The organism is Amycolatopsis sp. NPDC004378 (assembly GCF_053602455.1).
The window spans coordinates 23911-42533 of record NZ_JBSGDR010000023.1 but is presented as its reverse complement, the minus strand read 5'-3'; the positions used below and the strand labels follow the sequence as shown (position 1 = coordinate 42533).

Below are 18623 nucleotides of genomic sequence, written 5' to 3'. Positions count from 1 at the left end.
GCGCGCCCCCGTCCGGCCCTCAGGCGGGCTCGCCGAACCACCGGCGCAGCACCGTGTCGAGGCCGGTCGCCGAACCGTCTTCGCGAGCCCACGCGATGTAGCCGTCCGGCCGGACCAGGACGCCGGTCAAGGCCCCTTCGCCGACGCTCTTGGCGGTCAGCACCCCGACCCGGCCGGCCAGGCCGGCCACCGTTTCGCGCAGCCCGGCGTCGTCGGCGAGGTCGAGCAGCAGCGCCCTGCCGTCCTGGAGGTGCTCGCCGAGCCGGGTGCCGTCGGCGAACTCGAAGTCGGGCGCGCCCCGGCCGGTGAGGTCGTGCTCGCCCTCGAGCGGGTACCGGTGCAGGACCCCGGAGAGCTTCTTCGCCAGATAGGTCGCGCCGTCGTCGGTGAGCAGGAGGTCGGTGACGACCTGGCGCAGCGCCTTCGTCCGGACGTCGCTGCGCATCAGGGCGACCTGCGCGCGCGTCCACTCGAGGACCCACTCGCCGATCGGGTGCCGCTCGTCGGTGTAGGTGTCGAGCAGGCCATCCGGCGCCGTGCCGTGGACGGTCGCGGCGAGCTTCCAGCCGAGGTTGACCGCGTCGCCGATGCCGAGGTTGAGCCCCTGCCCGCCGAAGGGCGAGTGGACGTGCGCGGCGTCGCCGGCCAGCAGCACCCGGCCCTTGCGGTAGGTGGTCGCCTGCCGTGCGTTGTCCGTGAAGCGCGTCGCGCTGTGGATCTTGGTCACGCGGATGTCCGCGCCGGAGACGCGCCGGAAGCTGTCTTCGATCTCCTGCGCGGTGATCGGGGCCTCGCGGTCCTCCGGCGGCCCGTCGAACTCGACGGTGAGCATCCGGCCGGGCATCGGCCCGTGGACGTAGAGCCCGTCGTTGCCGTGCTGCCAGCCGCCCGGCAGCACCTCGGCGCCGGTCAGCTCGGCGAGCGCCTGCCGCCCGGTGATGGCCGGGCCGGTCCCGGGGAAGTCGAACCCGGCCGCCTTGCGGACGAAGCTGCGGCCGCCGTCGCAGCCGACGAGCCAGCCGGCGCGCACGGGGTCGCCGTCCGACAGCCGCACGGTCACGCCGTCGGCTTCGGCGTCGAACCCGGTCACCTCGACGCCCCGCCGGAGTTCGACGCCCAGCTCGGCGGCGCGCGCGGCGAGGATCGCCTCGACGGCCTGCTGCTGGATCACGACCACCCGGGCCGCCGGCCCGACGTCGCGGAAGGCCGGGTCGTCGAAGTGGACGCCGTGCGAGGCGACCATGATCCCCGCGAAGTGCCCCACCGGCATCGCGGGCTTCGGCCCGCCCCCGCCGCGGGACTTGAGGAACTCCTGGATCTTCTCGAAGTTCTGCTGCACGACCTCGTCCACCGCGGGCAGCAGGCCGCGGCGGTAGAAGGCTTCGGCCGTCGTGAGGTTGACGGAACCGGCCTTGATCGTCGGGTCCGGTTCGGTCAGCCGCTCGACGACGAGCACGTCCACGTTCCTGAGCCGGAGTTCGCAGGCCAGCATCAACCCGACCGGCCCGCCCCCGGAGATCACCACATCCCAGTTCATGGCTCCGATGGTGCCGCAGAAATTTTACCGAGTCAAACTTTGTGCTCAGTCTATACTCTCGGCTCATGGCGGATCACGGACTGCGCGAGCGGAAGAAGCAGGCGACCAGAGAGCTGATCTCGAACGTCGCCACCGGGCTGTTCATCCAGCGCGGCTTCGAGAACGTGACGGTGGCGGAAGTGGCCGAAGCTGCGGGCGTCTCGAAGATGACCGTGTTCAACTACTTCCCCCGCAAGGAAGACCTCTTCCTGGACCGCCACGCGGACCGGCTCGCCGAGCTGACCGAGGTCGTGCGGTCCCGGCCGGAAGGCGTGTCGGCCGCCGCCGCGCTGCGCCGGCACCAGCACGAGCTGCTGGCCGCCGGGCACCCGCTGTCGGGCGCGATCGCCGGCGGTCCCGGGTTCTGGTGGGTGCTGACGTCCAGCCCCGCGTTGATGGCCCGGTGGTTCGAGCAGGAACGGGAAATCGCCCAGGCGATCACGGAGGTGCTCACCGAAGAGACCGGGAACGCGTTCCGGTCCCGGATGGTGGCGGGCCTGCTGACGACGGCGATCGCGACGGTGTTCTCGCACGCGATGACCCGGATCGTGGCCGGCGACGACGCCGAGGTCGTCCGGCGCGAGCAGGTCGCGGTCATCGACGAGGCGTTCGACCTGGCCGAACACGGGGTGGGGGACTTCCCCGGCAGCTGATGCGGCTCGCGCGGTCCGGAGGTAGGTTGCGATCGTGATCTTGGATGCCGCCCATGCGTGAGGACGAGGTTCTCCGCCAGGTCACCACGCCGCTTTCCGCGCCGGCCTTCCCCCGCGGGCCCTACCGGTTCACCGACCGGGAGTACCTGAACATCACCTACCGCACCGATCCCACGGCGCTGCGGGCCCTGGTGCCCGAGCCGCTCGAAGTCCCCGAACCGCTCGTGCGGTTCGAGGTGATGCGGATGCCGGACGTCACCGGCCTCGGCGACTACACCGAGTCCGGGCAGGTCGCGATGGTCACCCACGACGGGGAGCCGGGGGAGTTCACGCTCGGGATGTACGTCGACAGCCACCCCGCCATCGCCAGCGGCCGCGAAGTCGCCGCCTACCCGAAGAAGCTCGGGAAGCCCCGGCTCTTCGCCGACTCCGACACCCTGGTCGGCACCCTGGACTACGGCTCGGTCCGGGTCGCGCTGGCCACCATGGGGTACAAGCACCGCGAACTGGCCGAAGCGGACGCGCGTGCCGAGCTGACCGCCCCGACGTACATGCTCAAGATCGTCCCCGGCTACGACGGGAAGCCGCGGATCTGCGAGCTGGCGCGCAGCCGGATCTCGGACCTCACCATCAAGGGCGCCTGGACCGGGCCGGCCCGGCTGCACCTCGTGCCGCACGCGCTGGCCCCGCTCGCCGACCTCCCCGTGCTGGAGATCGTGTCGGCGAGCCACATCCTCACCGACCTCACGCTCGGCCGGGCCGCGGCCGTGCACGACTACCTCGCGGGGGAGCAGGCATGAAGGCGACCATCGTCGGCGGCGGGGTCATCGGCGTCTCCTGGGCGGGCCTGATGGCCGCGCACGGGCTGGACGTCGTCGTCAGCGACCCCGCGCCGGGCATCGAGGAGACCGTGCGGGCCGGCCTCGCCGAGCTGACCCCGGCGCTGCGGGAGCTCGGGCTGCCCACCGACCTCGTCGTGACCTTCCAGCCCGATCTGGCCCAGGCGGTCGCCGACGCCGACGTCGTGCAGGAGAACGGACCCGAGCGGCTCGACCTCAAGCACCGCATCTGGAGGACCATCGAGGAAAACGCGCCTGTGGCGGCACTGCTGCTGACCTCGACCTCGGGCATTCCCGCCACCGAGATCGCCACCGCGCTCAAGCGGCCGGATCGGCTCGTCGTCGGGCATCCGTTCAACCCGCCGCACCTCATCCCGCTGGTCGAGGTCGTACCCGGTGAGAAGACCTCGCCCGAGGCGGTGGAGCGGGCGGTGGAGTTCTACCGCGGCCTCGGCAAGAAGCCGATCGTGCTGGCCAAGGAGGTGCCCGGGTTCGTCGCGAACCGGCTGCAGGCCGCGATCTTCCGCGAGTGCGTGCACCTGGTCGCCGAGGGTGTGGTCACCGAGCAGCAGCTCGACGAGGTCGTCACGTCCTCGCTCGGGCAGCGGTGGGCGGTGAGCGGGCCGTTCCTGAGCTTCCACCTCGGCGGCGGCCCCGGCGGGCTGCCGCACTTCCTGGAGCACCTCGGCCCGGGCCTGCGCAAGCGCTGGGGCCAGCTCGGCACGCCGGACCTCGACGAGGCCACGGTCGAGCTGCTCAGCGAGCAGGCGTCGGACTTCGGCGGGACCATCGCCGAACTGGCGGAAGCCCGTGACACCGCGCAGATCGCCCTGATGAAGGCGCTGGGCCGATGAGCGTCACCGACCGGATCCGCGCCGCGCTGGCGAACCCGATCTCCGCCGAAGACGACTTCGACATCCACGCGGCGCTCAACGAGGTGCTGTCCGACGTCGGACTGTCCGAAAAGGACTCCGGCGGCCGCGTCGAGTTCACCGGCGCGGACCCGGTCGTGCCGAGTGTCGTGCGGCTCGGTGCGGCCCCGGCGATCGGGCTGGTCGCGAAGTCCGTGGCGCTGGCCGCGGTGTGGCGCCACCGCGGCGGTCCCGGCCAGGACATCGCCATGGACCTGCGGACGGCGCCGCACCGGCTGTGCCCGTTCTACGACAAGAAGTGGGAGCTGCTCAACGGCCTCCCGCCGACCAACACGGCCGACCCCGCCAGCCCGCTGTCGCTGAAGTTCTACCGCGCGGGCGACGGCCGCTGGGTGATGCCGCTGAACATCTACCCGAAGCTGAAGTCCAGGACCCTCAAGCTGCTCCGCACCTACGACGACGCCACGGCGCTCGCCGCCGCCATCGCGCGCTGGGACGCCGCCGAGCTGGAGGAAGCCGGCGCCGACGCGGGTGTCGTGATGCCGATGGTCCGCAGCACCGAGGAGTTCCTGGAGACCCGGCAGTACCGCGACGTGCTGGCCGGCCTCCCGCTGATCGAGCTCGAGAAGATCGGTGACTCGGCCCCGGAGCCGTTGCCCGGAGGCGCGGCGCAGCCGCTCGACGGGGTCCGGGCGCTCGGCATGGGCCACGTCATCGCGGGCGCGGCGATCGGCCGGTCCCTGGCCCTGCACGGCGGCGACGCGCTGAACCTGTGGCGGCCGTCGGAATGGGAGAACCCGGTCGTCTACTCGACGGCGAACGTCGGGGTCCGGTCGGCCACAGTGGACTACCCCAACGATCCGGCGAAGGTGCACGAGCTGCTGCGCGGCGCCGACGTCTTCTACGCCAACCGCCGCCCCGGGTTCGTTTCCGGGCTGGGACTTTCGCCGCAGCGGGCCGCGGAGATCCGGCCCGGCATCATCCACACGACCGTCTCGCTGCACGGCGAGCGCGGCGCGTGGGCGACGCGGGTCGGGTTCGACCAGACCGCGGGCTGCGTCGCCGGGATGATGACCCTGGAAGGCTCGCCCGACCAGCCCGTGCTGCCGCACATCGGCGTGGTGAACGACTACCTCGTCCCGTGGCTGGCCACGGCGGGCATCTGCGCCGCGCTGATGCGCCGCGCCACCGAGGGTGGCAGCTACCGCGTCCACATCTCCCTGACGCGCATCGCGTTGTGGATCATCAGCCTCGGCGTGTTCGACAAGGACTACGCCCGTTCGGTGGCCGGCACCGGCGGGCGGCACGCCTACCTCGACCCGGAGACGTTCACCGCCGAGACGCCGCTGGGGCACTACCAGGGCGTCACGGACCAGGTCCGGATGTCCGAGACCCCCGGTGCGTACTCCACGATCCTCGTGCCCCGCGGCTCCGGCCGCGCCGAATGGCTGCCCCGGAGGTAACCCGATGAGTTCCGTCCCCGACGTCGTTTCGCGCCTGCGCACGACGTTTTCGTCCGGCGTGACCAAGCCCCTCGACTGGCGGCGCGCCCAGCTGACCGCGCTGCGGGCGATGCTGACCGAGCAGGCCGACGACTTCCTCGCGGCGCTGCACGCCGACCTGGGCAAGAACGCGGCCGAAGCCCGCAGTGCCGAGATCACCTTCGTCACCAACGAAATCGACCACACCCTGGACCACCTCGACGCGTGGGTCGCGCCGGAAGACGCGCCACTGCCGCGGTACCTGCTGCCGGGGGCCGGCCGGGTCGTGCGGGAGCCGCTCGGCGTCGCCCTGGTCATCGGCCCGTGGAACTACCCGCTGCACCTCGTGCTGGCACCCCTGGTCGGCGTGCTGGCCGCGGGCAACGCCGCCGTCGTCAAGCCGAGCGAGCTGGCGCCGACGGTGTCGGCCGCGATCGCGCGGCACGTCCCGTCCTATTTGGACACTTCGGCGGTCGCGGTCGTCGAGGGCGCGGTCCCGGAGACCACCGAGCTGCTGGCGCAGCGGTTCGACCACATCTTCTACACCGGCAACGGCACCGTCGGCCGGATCGTGATGACGGCCGCGGCCCAGCACCTCACGCCGGTCGTCCTCGAGCTGGGCGGCAAGAGCCCGGTCGTCGTCGACACCGACGTCGACCTGCGTGTCGTGGCCGAGCGGATCGTCCACGGGAAGTTCATGAACGCCGGCCAGACGTGCGTCGCGCCGGACTACGTGCTGGCCGTCGGCGACACCGGCGAGCGGCTGGAGAAGCTGCTGGCCGACGTGCTGCGCGAGCGCTTCGGCGACGACCCGGCGCGGAGCCCGGTGTACGGCCGGATCGTCAACGCCCGGCACTTCGACCGGCTGTCGGGCCTGCTGGGCAGCGGCCGCGTGGTGACCGGCGGTCAGACGGACCGGGACGCGAAGTACATCGCGCCGACCGTCCTCGCGGACGTCCCGCCGGACTCGCCGGTGATGGGCGAGGAGATCTTCGGGCCGATCCTGCCGGTCCTGCGCGTGGAATCCCTGGACGACGCCCTGACGTTCATCACCGGCCGGGACAAGCCCTTGGCGCTGTACACGTTCACCGGCTCGGCGGAGACGAAGCGGCGGATCCTGGCCGAGACGTCGTCGGGCGCGGTCGGCTTCGGCCTTCCGGTCGCCCACCTGACCGCCCCCGACCTGCCGTTCGGCGGGGTGGGGGAGAGCGGCATGGGGCGCTACCACGGCAAGTACTCGATCGACACCTTCTCCAACCTGAAGGCGGTCCTCGACAAGCCGCTGTGACCGGCGTAGTGGTATTTCTATACCGGCGCCGTGCTACGGTGTCGGTATAGAAATACCGGTATCCCCGACGTGAGGTTTTCGTGATCGAGTTCAAGACGCCTGCGGAGATCGACCGCATGCACGTGGCCGGGCGGTTCGTCGCCGAGATCCTCACCGCGGTCGGCGAGCTCGCCGACGTGGGCGTCAACCTGATGGACCTGGAGCACCACGCGCGCGGCATGATCAAGCGGCGCGGCGCGGAGTCGTGCTACTGGGACTACGCGCCGTCCTTCGGCAAGGGCCCGTTCCGCAACGTCATCTGCCTGTCGGTCAACGACGCGGTGCTGCACGGGCTGCCCCACGACTACGTCCTGCGCGACGGCGACGTGCTCACCGCGGACCTCGCGGTCAGCATCGACGGCTGGGCGGCCGACTCGGCGCGCACGGTGATCGTCGGCACGCCGGCCGAAGCGGACCAGCGGATCGTCCGCGCCACCGAAGAGGCCCTGGAAGCGGCGATCGACGCGGCCCGCCCCGGCAACCGCCTCGGCGACATCTCGGCGGCGATCTACGCGGTCGCCACCGCCTACGGCTACCCGGTGAACACCGAGTTCGGCGGGCACGGCATCGGCCGCACCATGCACGAGGACCTGCACGTCTCCAACAAGGGCCAGGCGGGCCGCGGCATGAAGCTCCGGCCGGGCCTCACGCTGGCGCTGGAGCCCTGGTTCGCGATGACGACCGACAAGATCGTCTACGACCCCGACGGCTGGACGATCCGCTCGGCCGACGGCTCGCGCACGGCCCACTCCGAGCACACGATCGCCGTCACCGAGGACGCGCCCCTGGTCCTCACTCGCCGGGAGGCGGAGGGACGCTAGGGCCCGCCGCCTGGAGCTCGCCGCCCGGCAGCCGGTCCACGCCCCAGCTGCGCTCGACGTAGCCCAGGATCCGCGTGACGTCCTCGGCGGGCACCTTCTCCGGCGCCCCGCGTTCCAGCGGGTCGACGTGGAAGATGTAGAGCCGCGACGCGAACTGGTCGAACGGCAGCGACGCCTCGCCGAACCGCTCACCGTTGCCCGCGGTGGAGACGACGACGCCGTCACCCCAGTCCTGGCCGCTGTCGTTGTTGGGGTTGAAGAAGTACACGCGCATGACTTCCTGCGGGTCCGGGGCGACCCGCAGGATCGTGATCGCGTGCCAGCCGACGTACCGGGCGGCGCTGTCGGTGACGGCGACCCCGGCCGGCTGCGGGTGGATCAGCGGCTGCCCGCCGTTGTAGGTCGGGTGGTAGCTCGCGTGGAAGTGCCGGTAGAACTCGTCGAGGTCGATCAGCTGCCCGGTCGCGACGTCGACGTTGATCCGGAAGCCGCGGGCGGTCCACCAGCCGTGGAACTCCGGGTTGACCCACCGGTGCGGGTCGCCCGGCCGGCCGGCGCACCGCCGCCCCATCTCCGCGTAGATCCGGTCCAGGTGCGGCACCACGAGCAGCGACACCGGGTCCAGGTCCATCGGCAGCGTGGCCGCGAGCCCGGCCGCGCTGTCCTTCGACGAGATCGGCTGGCCCTCGAAGTGCATGATGACCTCGTCGTCGCGCGCGGCCCAGGCGACGATCTGCAGCAGGTAGTCCGGGTCGTTGTAGGCCCACATCGACAGCGCGCGGGCCGACTGGCAGGTGGGGTTGTCGCCCTGCCCGACGCCCAGCGGCAGCCCCAGCATCGACAGCACGCCCGCGACCAGCCGCGCCTCCGGCCCCGGCTGGTCGCCGAAGACGGTCGTCAACCGTTCCCGCGCGGCCGGGGAAAGCTCCAGCGCCAGCTGACGCCACAGCGCGGGCACCACCGGCGGCTCGTAGAGGATGCCGCGGTCGAGCAGCAGCGCCAGCCCGTAGATGCACTGCGCGGTCTGCGGGTGCACGGCCGCCTCGATCAGCCAGTGCACGAGGTCGCGGTAGCGCAGCAGGCAGTTGCGCCCGGTTTCGGACAGGCCGAGCGCCTCGCCGAGCAGGTAGTCGCTTTCGTGGCGCAGGAACCGCACCAGCTCCGCGTGGTAGGGCGAGACCAGGCCCGTGTCGTGCATCGCCCGGGCGAACCCGGTGGCCTCGTACTGCAGGCCGCCGGCGTCCATCGCCTCCAGCCGCGACCGGAAGACGTCGATGCCCGGGTCCTCGCGGCACGCCTCGGTGGTGCCGAACAGGCTGGTGATGAGCCGGTCGATGCCCTGGCTGGAGGCGGCGCCCAGTCCGACGTCCGGGTCGCCGCGGTAGACCGCGATGCGCGTGATCAGCGACTGTACCTGGTCGACCTGGATCGGCCGCTGGCGCAGGATCCGCCAGATCTCGTCGACCAGCTCGTCCAGGACGCTGTCGTAGCCGACCTCGTCGGCGATGTGCCCGAACAGGTCCCGGATCAGCTGCGCGGTGCGGCCCTGCCGCACCCGTTCCGCCTCGCTGGGCGGGGTGAACAGCAGCTCCAGGTTCATCGCCAGCACCTGGGACAGGAACTGGTGCGCGTCCTCGGCGGACAGCGTCGGGTGCTTGAAGTCACCACGGGCGACGGCGAGCATCCGCAGTTCGCTGGTCGCCTCGATGACGACGGTGTCGCCGTTTTCGCTGCGCAGGCCGGGCCCGACGAGGGCCGGGACGAGGATCTCGGGCGTCGCCCAGTCCGTGCCCTGGAACAGGCCGGCTTCTTCGATCGCTTGCGCTCTGGCCTGGACCGCGGCGGGCCCGCCCGGGAGCAGCAGGACCCGCCGCAGCGCCTCCAGGACGCGCCTCAGCTTGGTGTGCTTGCCGAAGTCGCGGGTCTCGGCCATGGCCTGGACGGCGTCGTCCAGCGCGGCGACGCGCTTGTCCAGCATCGCGCCGGAGGTCGGTTTCACGGGCTTCTCCGCCCTCCACATCAGACGTAGAAGTCGTACTCTTCCTGCTCCTTCAGCAGATCGCGCATCCGGTACGCGTCGTCGCCGAAGAAGTAGAGCAGGCCCCAGTGGGTGCCGAAGGCCGTCCGCTTGGTGACCGTTTCCTCGAGCGGCGCCGAAAGGTCGTGGGATTCGTAGTAGTCGTCGTCCCGCGTCTGCTCGGGGATCTGCAGGTCGCTGACGACCCGCCGGCGCGGATAGACGCCGAAGCAGCCCGCGACGCCGGTCGCGTCGACGACCTCGCGCGGGAAGAAGGCGTCGATTTCCTCCTCGGTCGTCTTGGGGTCGAAGGCCAGCGCCAGGCCCTGGTAGGCGTTGAAGCCGTAGGCCCGTTCGAGCAGCTCGAAGACCTTGAACCCCGGCGGCCGGTAGGCGACCTCGCCGAAGTACATCTCGCCGTCGCTGGTGACGAAGTACTCCGGGTGCACGAAGCCGAACTCGATGTCGAAGGTCTTGATGAGCTTCTCGATCTGCGCGGTGATCTGCGGCCGGTACCTCTCGAGCTCCGAAGTGGCCGGCACGAACACGGAATACCCGAGCGTGACGTACTCGGAGATGTTGAGGAACTTGATCTTCCCGTTGTGGATCCACGCCTCGACGGCGAATTCCCAGCCGTCGAGGTGGGACTCCATGAGGACGGGGAACTCGTCGTCCGGGATGGTGTCGACCTCGTCGGGCGTGCGGATGACGCGGTGCCCGAGACAGCCGGCCTTGTCGAAGGCCTTGAGGTGGATCGGGTCGTTGGGGTCACCGTCCAGTTTGAGCAGCGTCTGGTTGACCCGCTTGAGGAAGCGGATGACGTCGTCGCGGTCGTGCGCCTCTTCGAAGATCCCGACCCGGATCCCGCCGAGCTGCGCCCGCCGCTTCATCAACGACTTGTCCCGCAGCAGCATGGCTTGCCCGAACAGCCGCGGGTTGTCGAGCAGCACGGCGTTGATGGCCCCGGCCCACTCGACGGTCTCTTCGAAGAGCGGGATGGCGACGTCGACGCCCCGGTCGGCGAGGATCTCGGCGATCTCGAGCGACCGGTCGTTGAGCCGTTCGAAGTTCCAAGGCACGTAAGGGATATCGTGGTCGACGCAGTACTCTTCGGCCCACTCCGGCGCGACGACGACGTACCGCCGATCGAACCGGTCGAGGGCTTCGACCGCGTTGAGGCTCCAGCCGAGCAGGGCCAGATAACCCTTGTCAGGATCCTTGGCGGCCGATTCGGGCTGGGGCATGGACCATTCCTCCGGTTCGGCGCGTGCGTGTGGTCGGTGTCGTGCCTTCACCGTACCGGGAGGTAACCGATGGGGCTGAACGAGCGGCGCGGCGGTACGGTCGGGCCATGGACGAACTGGTCTACCAGGTCACCGGTGCCGCGGCCCGACGCGCGACCCCGATCACGTTGGCCCAGGCCGGTCTGAGGGAGCGCGACCACTTGCAGGAGTGGGTCCTCGCCCACCCGGAGATGCTGGGCACGGGCATGCTGATCGTCACGAGCGAGTGCGATCGGTGGACGTCGTCACGAGGTCGGGCGCGGGACCGGCTCGATGTCCTGGCGTTGGACACCGATGGCCACTTGGTGGTGGCCGAACTCAAACGCGACGTGGCACCGGAGACGGTCGAGCTGCAGGCGTTGAAGTACGCCGCGTACTGCAGCCGGTTCACGCCCGAGACATTGGCCGAGGAGTACCGGGAGTGGCTGGCGGGCCGGGGCGAGGTCCTGAGCGAGGACGAGGCATTCGCGCGGCTGGAAGCACATCTGGGGGAAGACGTCGGGGGACTGGCGGGAGCGCCGTTGGGCCAGCCACGGATCGTGTTGCTGGCGGGCGGGTTTACGCCCTCGACGACTGCGGTCGCCGTGTGGCTGCGGGAAATGGGCGTGGACATCACATTGCGTGCGGTCAGTGCGTACCAGGCCGGCGGAGGACCGGTGATCTCCGTCTCCGCCGTATACCCGGTGCCGGAGGTCGAGGAGTTCACGGTGTCGCCGTTGCTGGCCAAGCGCAAGCGAGACGAGGATGAACGTCGCGGCTCCCGGCCGGAACCGGCGGTGCGCCAGCTGGTCGCCAGCGGCGCGCTGGAACCGGGCACCGAGCTGATCGTGCTCGCGGCGGGCCCGGACGCGGGCCAGTTCGCGGCGTGGGCCGCCACCGCCCGCCGCGACCGCGCGGTCTGGGCCGGAACGCCCACCCGGCCGTTGCGCTGGTCGGGGACGGAGGCGGCCGACTGGGGAGCATCCGGCAACTTCACCGTGACCGGCCTGGTCAAGTACCTGTACAAGCAGGCCCAGGCGGCGGTACCGGCAGGTGCGGCAACGGAGGTCGTCGCGACGGCCGACGGGCAGACCCTCGCCGGCCTCGCGGGCACCGGCGCGGGTAAGAGCGGATTCGACTGGTCCGGCTTGCATCGGTTGCTGGCGCGCGTTCCGGCCGGCCGTTGGGCCACTTATGGCGATGTTGCCGCGGTTGTGGGTACTGCAGGTCAGCCGCTGGGCCGGCATGTGAGCAGCTGCCGGCAGTGCGAGAACGCCTGGCGTCTGCTTTCGGCCGACGGCTCACCCTCGGCCGGCTTCCGGTGGGAGGACGGTCGTGCCGACACGGTCACGGAAGTCCTGCGGCGTGAAGGGCTACGGTTCGTGGGCGGAGCGGCAGATCCTGCGCAGCGGCTTACTGTGGAGGAACTCCAGGCTCTTTCGGCTGACGACTGAGCCGTCCATCGGGCTAGCGAAGCGCTTCCTTCGCGCCCTCCGCCACCGCCTTCGCCACGGCAGACAAAGCAGGAGAGTCCAGCTTCCACTGCTGCCAGTACAACGGCACGTCCAACGGCCGCCCGGAGGCGAGGTCCACCAACGCCTCGCCGCGGGACGTCGCCTGGATCTCCGGCACCATGCCCCACCCGAGCCCGGCCGCCACTGCGTCCACAAAGGACTCCGATGCCGGGACGTGGTGCCGCACCAACGTGAAGTTGCGGCGACGCGTCAGGCCCCGGAGAAATCGGTCCTGCAGGTCGTCCTTCCGGTCGAACACGATCACCGGCGCCGCGGGCAGAGACACGGGAAGAGGCTCGGACAGCCAGCGGGCAAGAAATGCAGGAGAGGCCATCGCCCGGTAGCGCATCCGGCCCAGGCGGACCGACGAACACCCCTGCACCGGCTGAGGCGAGGCCGTCACGGCCGCCATGACCAACCCCTCACGCAGCAACGCCGCTGTGTGGTCTTGGTCCTCCCGCTGCAGGTCGAAACACACCGAGAGCGACGACGGGACCCGGGCGAGGGCCGGGAGGAACCACGTCGCCAGGGAGTCCGCGTTCACCGCGATCGACAGCGTTCGCGTCGGTGAGCCCAGGCCCAGGGACGCCAGGGCGTCCTGCTCCAGCTGGGCCAGGGAACGCGCGAAGCGCACCAGGACCTGGCCGGACGAGGTGAGCGACACCGGCTTCGTGCGGAGCAGGAGCACTCGGCCCGTCCGCTGCTCGAGGGCCTTGATCCGCTGGCTCACCGCCGACGGCGTCACGTGCAGGACCGCCGCCGCGGCGTCGAAGCTGTGCTCGTCCACGACCGCCAGCAGCGTCCTGACCTGGTCGAGGGGAAGATCTGACATCACGAGCGCTAATGTTACGTAAGAATCTTTAGCTGGAGTGATGCACCGGGACGCGCATACGGTAAAAACCGTGCTTCCACTGCTCGCCGCCGGGTTCGGGACCGGCCTCTCGCTCATCGTCGCCATCGGGTCGCAGAACGCCTTCCTGCTGCAGCAGGGCCTGCGCGGGGGTGCCGTGGCGCCGCTCGTCGTCATCTGTGCCGTTTCCGATCTCGTGCTCATCGGGCTCGGCGTGAGCGGGATCGGGGCCGTGCTCCAGCGGTGGCCCACCGCGATCGGGGTGATCGCGGTCGGCGGCGGGTTGTTCCTGCTGGCCTACGCGGCGTTGGCCGCGCGGCGCGCGTTCCGGCCCTCGGTCATGACCGTCGGGGAGGACCGCACGCCGCTGCGGAAGGCCGTGCTCGCCTGCGTCGCCTTCACCTGGCTCAACCCGCACGTCTACCTCGACACCGTCCTGCTGCTCGGCTCCGTCGCGGTCGCCCACGGGGACGGGCGGTGGCTGTTCGGCCTCGGCGCCGGCGTCGCCAGTGCCGTCTGGTTCAGCGCGCTCGGCTTCGGCGCCAAGCGGCTGGCCGGGGTGTTCGCCAAGCCCGTCGCGTGGCGGGTGCTCGACGTCGTCATCGCCGTGACGATGGCCGGCCTCGGCGCGACGATGCTGCTCGGCCGCGTCTGATCACCAGAGCCGGCCGCTCTCCGAAGCCGGCGGGCGCTCCAGCTCCAGCAGGAACTGCTTGCGCTTCACCCCGCCCGCGTAACCCGTGAGTTTCCCGTCCTTGCCGACGACCCGGTGGCACGCCACCAGGATGCTCAGCGGGTTCCGCCCGACGGCCGCGCCGACCTCGTGCGGCAACGCGCCCACCGAGCGCGCCAGCTCGCCGTACGTCGCCGTCGAGCCGTACGGGATCTTCGCGATCTCGGCCCAGACGGCCTGCTCGAACGCCGGGCCCTCGGCGAGGACCGGGACGTCGAACTCCCGGCGCCGGCCCGCGAAGTACTCCTTCAGCTGCTCGACGGCCGACGGAAACGCCGTGTCGTCGCGCGGGCCGAACGTCGTCCGGTCCGGCCGCGTCCAGTGGTGCGGGAAATACAGCCCCCGCACGACCTCGCCGGACCCGACCAGGGTCAGTTCGCCGATCGGGGAATCGGCCACCGTGTGCTTCATCAGTCCTCCCAGGTACTGCCGTCCGCCCGCGCGCCGCGCACGCCGGGCAGCCGGACCTCCGCCAATGCCGCCGTGACGACCGTCCGATGAGGACGCCACGACGTCGATTTCTCCAGTCGCCGCACCATCGACGCCCAGCCGGCCGGGGTCGCGGCGACGACCCAGACGTCCGGGTCGGGCGCGGCGAACCGGCGGGCCTGGCGCAGCCACGACGCCGCCGTCTCCGGCCACGTCACCGTCGCCAGCACCAGGCCGCCCCACGCCGCGGCGATCCGTTCGCCGTCGGCTCGCGAGGCCGGGTCGGCCGCGGTGCCGAGGACGATGTGCCGCGCCCGGCCGATCAGGCCGAGCAGCGCGTCGAGCTCCGGGCCGGTCACGTCGCGTCGTGGAACACGAGCCCGAGCGTGTGCCGCCGCCCCGAACGCACCACCGACACGCCGTGCCGCACCGGTGCCGCCGACCAGCCGCGGGCCGAGCGGACCGGCCGGTCGCGCGTGGTGAACACCAGGCCGTGGCCCTGCGGGATGAGCGTCGACGTGCCGCGCGACTGGGCCCGCGGCCGCTGCTCGACCAGCAGGAACTCGCCGCCCGTGTGGTCGGCACCCGGGTCGTTGAGGTTGATCACGACCTGCAGCGGGAACACCTTGTCGCCGTAGAGGTCGCGGTGCAGCGCGTTCCAGCCGCCGGTTTCGTAGCGCAGCAGGATCGGCGTCGGCCGCCGCTGCCCGGCGTCGTGGCAGACGGCCAGCCACTCGTCCAAAGTGGACGGCCACTCGGCCTCGCGGCCCAGCCGCGCGGACCAGTCGCGGGCGATCGGCAGCAGCCGCGGGTAGAGCGCCTGCCGCAACCGCTCGACCGGCTCGGGGAACGGCGCGGCGAAGTAGTGGTAGTCGCCGTGGTCCCCGAAGCGGTGACGCCGCAGGTTCACCGTCGCCCGGAAGTGCCCCGGCTCGTCCCACATCCGGACGAGCCGGGCGCACTCGGCCGGGGTGAGCAGCCGGGGCAGCAGCGCGCAGCCGTGGTCGTCGACCTCGGCGGCCACCGCGGCCCAGTCGGCCGCGGCGACGCGGTTTTCGTAAGTGCTCATGCCCGGTAGACGCGCCGCCGCGGCGAAACGTGAGATCGGGTTACGCGGCTTCCAGCGTGAGCAGCAGCCGCTTGGCTTCCTCGCCGCCCGCGTACTGCCCGTACGACCCGTCCGAGCGCACGACCCGGTGGCACGGCACCACCAGGGGCAGCGGGTTCAGCGCGCACGCCGTGCCGACCGCGCGGACCGCCTTCGGGCTGCCCGCGGCCGCCGCGACCTGGGCGTAGCTCTCCGTGCGGCCGTAGGCGATGTCCGGCAGGTGCGCCAGCACGGCCAGCCGGAACCCGCGGGCCAGCCGGAAGTCCAGCGGGACGTCGAACGCCCGCCGCCCGCCGGCGAAGTACTCGTCGAGCTGCCGGGCGACCGCGTCCAGCTTGCCGGGGGCCTGCAGGATCCGCGGGCTGACCGCGGCGGCCAGGCCGGTCAGGACGGCGTCGTGGTCCTGGCGGGCGAAAGCCACCTTGACCAGGCCTTCGGGCGTCGCGGCGAGCAGCAGCGGGCCGACCGGGGAGTCGAGGACCCGGTAGGCGACGTCCAGCAGCCCCTCCCGCGATGCGGCGGCGGTGAGCTTGTCGTGCAGGCGGCGGGTGGTGGCGTCGTCGGGCGGCGGCAGCGTCGCGAAGAGGTCCGTCATGAGCGCGCTCCTTCCAGGGGATAGGTGACCCGCAAGGCCTTGATGCCGTCGGCGGCCGCCCGGCGGGCGGCGTCCGTGCTGCCCCCGGTGATCTCCGCGATCTCGCGGTAGGGCAGCCCGGCCAGGTAGTGGTAGGCGACGGCGGCACGCTGCTTGTCCGGCAGCTTCGCCAGGGCGTCCCACAGGTCGCCGTCCCGCTCCTCGGTGCGGCCGGGCCGGTCCGGGACGTCGCCGACCGGGAGCGGCCCGCGTGCCTTCGCGCGGGTGACGTCGATGGCCTTGCGGTGCGCGATCGTGACGAGCCACGCCTGGACGTTCGCGTCGGCGGGCAGCTCGGGATACGCCTTCAGCGCCGAGAGGAAGGTCTCCGACCAGGCGTCTTCGGCGTCGGCCGGGCCCAGCACGGCCCGGCAGACCCGGAGGACCATCGGCCCGTGCTCGGCCACGATCTGCTCGAACGGTTTCACGATCACACCCCGGAGACGCCCGGGACCGCCGGAACGTGAGATCGGGTGCCCGTGACGACCGTCGCGCCCAGCTCGTCGGACTCGTGCACGCGCGGCGTCAGGCCCGCTTCGGCGAAGACGGCGGCCAGCACGGGCGCCTGGCGCGCACTCGATTCCACGAGCACGGTCCCGCCGGGCGCCAGCCAGCCCGGCGCACCCGCGGCGACGCGCCGGGCGAGGTCGAGGCCGTCCGACCCGCCGTCGAGCGCGGTGCGGGGTTCGTGCAGCCGGGCCTCGGGCGGCATCGTCGCGACGGCGTCCGAAGGCACGTACGGCACGTTCGCCAGGAGAACGTCGACCCGGCCCCGCAGCGACGACGGCAGCGCGTCGAAGAGGTCGCCCTGGTGGACGCGGAAGCCGGGCAGGTTCTCGCGGGCGCACGCGACGGACGCGTCGTCGACGTCGGCCGCGTGCAGCTCACTCGGGTGCTTCACCGCGGCGAACGCGGCGCCGAGCGCGCCCGAACCGCAGCACAGGTCGAGCACCACCGGGTCCGGCGGCGCGAGCGAGACGGCGACGTCGACGAGGAACTCGGTGCGGTGCCGCGGCACGAACACCCCGGGCCGCACCGTGACGCGCAGGCCGTGGAACTCCGCCCAGCCGAGCAGGTGCTCCAGCGGCAGCCCGGCGACCCGGCGCTCGACCAGGGCGGCGAGCTCGGCGGGGGTCGCGGCGGCGGCGAGGAGCAGCTCGGCCTCGTCCTCGGCGAAGACGCAGCCCGCGGCGCGCAGGCGCGAAACGACAGTGGCGGTGTCCAACAGGGAGCGAGACTACCGGACCTGCACCGCGTCCCCGACGTTCAGGCCGTCGAAGAACGCCGCCGAATCGGTGTCCGAGAGGTGGACGCAGCCGTGCGACGGCGCGTCGAGCGGCCCCGCGTGGAAGGCGATGCCGCCGGCGGCGAAGAACACCGAGTTGGGCATGTTCGTGCCGTACTCGCTGCTCGTGTGCTCCCGGTCCTTCCAGACGACGTGGAACGAGCCGGCCGGCGTCGTCTGATCGGGCGGCCCGAACCCGGCCGGGACCGGGCCGCGGACGACCTCGCCGTCCCGCAGCAGCCAGGCCAGGCGCCGGGCGAGGCTCACGCACGCCCCGGTCGTGACGTCGCACGGCGGCGACGGCGGCGACGGGGGTGCCGTCGTGGCCGCCTTCGCCGGCGGCTCGGGTTCGGCGATCGGGCCGGGCGTCGTCGCGCGCGGCGCCGAGCACGCCGCCGTGACCAGCGCCAGTCCCAGCACCGTCACCACCCCGGATCCGCGCATCCGTCCATCCCCTCGCCGAGCGACCTTCCGGTGACCAGTACGGCCGGGCGGCCCCGGAGGTTGAGCCGCGCGTGCAGCCGGGTTGTCCCCGCGTGCACCGCGGCCACCGGGCGGGGTACCCGGCGGGTCGAGGTCGAACCATGACCAAGCTGAGCGCCGGGCTCCGCGGCCAGGGTGCACGGGTGGACGCGAACACTGCACGGGCGGATAGGGCAGGATGTCCGGATGACGCCGCGTCGTGTGCTCGGAGCCCTTCTCGCCGCCCTCACCGGCCTGGTCGTGCTGGCCGGACCGGCCGCGGCCCACACCGAGCTCGAATCCAGCTCACCCGCCGAAGGCGCCGCCCTCGCCGCCGCGCCGGCCGAGGTCCGGCTCACCTTCGGCGAGCCCGTGACGCTGCCGCCGGACGCGCTCAAGGTCACCGGCCGCGACGGCACGGCGTGGAAGGTCGCCACGCCGACCGTGGCGGGCGCGGTCGTGACGGCGTCCGTGGTCCCGGCTGGCCCGGCCCAGGCGTACACGCTGACCTGGAAGGTGATCGCGGACGACGGCGACAACGTCACGGGCACCATCCACTTCACCCTCACGACCGCGGCCTCCCGGTCGGCCGCGGCGCCCGGCTCGGCGGCGCCCTCGGCCACGCCCGAGTCGGACGTCGCCGCGCCGGCCAAGGTCGACGTCGGCATCCCCGGCTGGATCTGGATCCTGGTCTCGGTCGCCGCCGTGCTGGCCGCGGGTGTCGCCTTGCTTCGCGTGCTGAAGGGCCCGAAGCGCTGAG

General features: G+C 72.0%; 20 protein-coding genes. 9 read left to right on the top strand and 11 right to left on the bottom strand.

Annotation, left to right across the window (positions count from 1 at the left end; genetic code table 11):
* Window positions 1-19: 19 nt before the first annotated feature.
* A complete protein-coding gene (locus tag ACWEN0_RS41400) occupies window positions 20-1537 on the bottom strand; it encodes an FAD-dependent monooxygenase (protein WP_451986022.1) in 1518 nt (505 codons plus the stop codon).
* Between the two features lie 65 nt (window positions 1538-1602).
* Here ACWEN0_RS41400 and ACWEN0_RS41395 point away from each other — a divergent pair, with 65 nt between their 5' ends.
* The 6 genes from ACWEN0_RS41395 (at window position 1603) to map (ending at window position 7569) form a co-directional block, all read left to right on the top strand.
* On the top strand, window positions 1603-2229 hold the full coding sequence (locus ACWEN0_RS41395; protein ID WP_451986020.1) for a TetR/AcrR family transcriptional regulator: 627 nt from the start codon (window positions 1603-1605) through the stop codon (window positions 2227-2229).
* 53 nt (window positions 2230-2282) lie between these two features.
* On the top strand, window positions 2283-3029 hold the full coding sequence (locus tag ACWEN0_RS41390) for an acetoacetate decarboxylase (RefSeq protein WP_451986018.1): 747 nt from the start codon (window positions 2283-2285) through the stop codon (window positions 3027-3029).
* Window positions 3026-3922, top strand: coding sequence for a 3-hydroxyacyl-CoA dehydrogenase family protein (locus ACWEN0_RS41385; protein WP_451986016.1), 897 nt, complete (start codon window positions 3026-3028; stop codon window positions 3920-3922). Before ACWEN0_RS41390 ends, ACWEN0_RS41385 begins: the two co-directional genes overlap by 4 nt.
* A complete protein-coding gene (locus ACWEN0_RS41380) occupies window positions 3919-5403 on the top strand; it encodes a CoA transferase (protein ID WP_451986014.1) in 1485 nt (494 codons plus the stop codon). Before ACWEN0_RS41385 ends, ACWEN0_RS41380 begins: the two co-directional genes overlap by 4 nt.
* A 4-nt stretch (window positions 5404-5407) precedes the next feature.
* Window positions 5408-6709 carry an aldehyde dehydrogenase family protein gene (locus ACWEN0_RS41375; RefSeq protein ID WP_451986012.1) on the top strand — a complete coding sequence of 434 codons (1302 nt, stop codon included), beginning with the start codon at window positions 5408-5410 and terminating at the stop codon, window positions 6707-6709.
* Window positions 6710-6789: 80 nt separating this feature from the next.
* A complete protein-coding gene (gene map / locus ACWEN0_RS41370) occupies window positions 6790-7569 on the top strand; it encodes a type I methionyl aminopeptidase (protein ID WP_451986010.1) in 780 nt (259 codons plus the stop codon).
* Here map and ACWEN0_RS41365 read toward each other — a convergent pair.
* Entirely contained in the window at window positions 7541-9568 is a 2028-nt protein-coding gene (locus tag ACWEN0_RS41365; protein WP_451986008.1) for a hypothetical protein, read from the bottom strand. The genes map and ACWEN0_RS41365 overlap by 29 nt on opposite strands.
* A 20-nt stretch (window positions 9569-9588) precedes the next feature.
* The gene (locus tag ACWEN0_RS41360) at window positions 9589-10830 is read right to left on the bottom strand and encodes an ATP-grasp domain-containing protein (protein WP_451986006.1); all 1242 of its coding nucleotides are present in this window, start codon (window positions 10828-10830) and stop codon (window positions 9589-9591) included.
* A gap of 107 nt (window positions 10831-10937) precedes the next feature.
* On the opposite strand from ACWEN0_RS41360, the gene ACWEN0_RS41355 reads away from it, so the two are divergent.
* The gene (locus ACWEN0_RS41355; protein WP_451986004.1) at window positions 10938-12302 is read left to right on the top strand and encodes a hypothetical protein; all 1365 of its coding nucleotides are present in this window, start codon (window positions 10938-10940) and stop codon (window positions 12300-12302) included.
* A 13-nt stretch (window positions 12303-12315) separates the two neighbouring features.
* Here the strand turns inward: ACWEN0_RS41355 and ACWEN0_RS41350 are convergent, their stop codons facing one another.
* Complete coding sequence (locus ACWEN0_RS41350) at window positions 12316-13194, bottom strand: LysR family transcriptional regulator ArgP (RefSeq protein ID WP_451986002.1); 879 nt, start codon at window positions 13192-13194, stop codon at window positions 12316-12318.
* 70 nt (window positions 13195-13264) lie between these two features.
* On the opposite strand from ACWEN0_RS41350, the gene ACWEN0_RS41345 reads away from it, so the two are divergent.
* Window positions 13265-13867, top strand: coding sequence for a LysE/ArgO family amino acid transporter (locus ACWEN0_RS41345; RefSeq protein ID WP_451986000.1), 603 nt, complete (start codon window positions 13265-13267; stop codon window positions 13865-13867).
* Here ACWEN0_RS41345 and ACWEN0_RS41340 read toward each other — a convergent pair whose 3' ends face one another.
* From ACWEN0_RS41340 to ACWEN0_RS41310, 7 genes are read right to left on the bottom strand one after another with little or no spacing between them, the layout of a single operon-like run.
* On the bottom strand, window positions 13868-14356 hold the full coding sequence (locus tag ACWEN0_RS41340) for a methylated-DNA--[protein]-cysteine S-methyltransferase (protein WP_451985998.1): 489 nt from the start codon (window positions 14354-14356) through the stop codon (window positions 13868-13870).
* The gene (locus ACWEN0_RS41335; protein ID WP_451985996.1) at window positions 14356-14733 is read right to left on the bottom strand and encodes a hypothetical protein; all 378 of its coding nucleotides are present in this window, start codon (window positions 14731-14733) and stop codon (window positions 14356-14358) included. The genes ACWEN0_RS41340 and ACWEN0_RS41335 overlap by 1 nt, the downstream gene beginning before the upstream one ends.
* Window positions 14730-15443, bottom strand: a complete 714-nt coding sequence (locus tag ACWEN0_RS41330) for a 2OG-Fe(II) oxygenase (RefSeq protein ID WP_451985994.1) — start codon at window positions 15441-15443, stop codon at window positions 14730-14732. Before ACWEN0_RS41330 ends, ACWEN0_RS41335 begins: the two co-directional genes overlap by 4 nt.
* A gap of 40 nt (window positions 15444-15483) precedes the next feature.
* The gene (locus ACWEN0_RS41325) at window positions 15484-16077 is read right to left on the bottom strand and encodes a methylated-DNA--[protein]-cysteine S-methyltransferase (RefSeq protein ID WP_451985992.1); all 594 of its coding nucleotides are present in this window, start codon (window positions 16075-16077) and stop codon (window positions 15484-15486) included.
* Complete coding sequence (locus ACWEN0_RS41320) at window positions 16074-16550, bottom strand: RNA polymerase sigma factor (protein ID WP_451985990.1); 477 nt, start codon at window positions 16548-16550, stop codon at window positions 16074-16076. Before ACWEN0_RS41320 ends, ACWEN0_RS41325 begins: the two co-directional genes overlap by 4 nt.
* Complete coding sequence (locus tag ACWEN0_RS41315) at window positions 16547-17341, bottom strand: putative protein N(5)-glutamine methyltransferase (protein ID WP_451985988.1); 795 nt, start codon at window positions 17339-17341, stop codon at window positions 16547-16549. The genes ACWEN0_RS41320 and ACWEN0_RS41315 overlap by 4 nt, the downstream gene beginning before the upstream one ends.
* 12 nt (window positions 17342-17353) lie before the next feature.
* A complete protein-coding gene (locus tag ACWEN0_RS41310; RefSeq protein WP_451985986.1) occupies window positions 17354-17845 on the bottom strand; it encodes a L,D-transpeptidase in 492 nt (163 codons plus the stop codon).
* Window positions 17846-18070: 225 nt separating this feature from the next.
* Between ACWEN0_RS41310 and ACWEN0_RS41305 the strand changes: the two genes are divergently transcribed.
* Window positions 18071-18622, top strand: a complete 552-nt coding sequence (locus ACWEN0_RS41305) for a copper resistance CopC family protein (RefSeq protein WP_451985984.1) — start codon at window positions 18071-18073, stop codon at window positions 18620-18622.
* Window position 18623 lies beyond the last annotated feature (1 nt).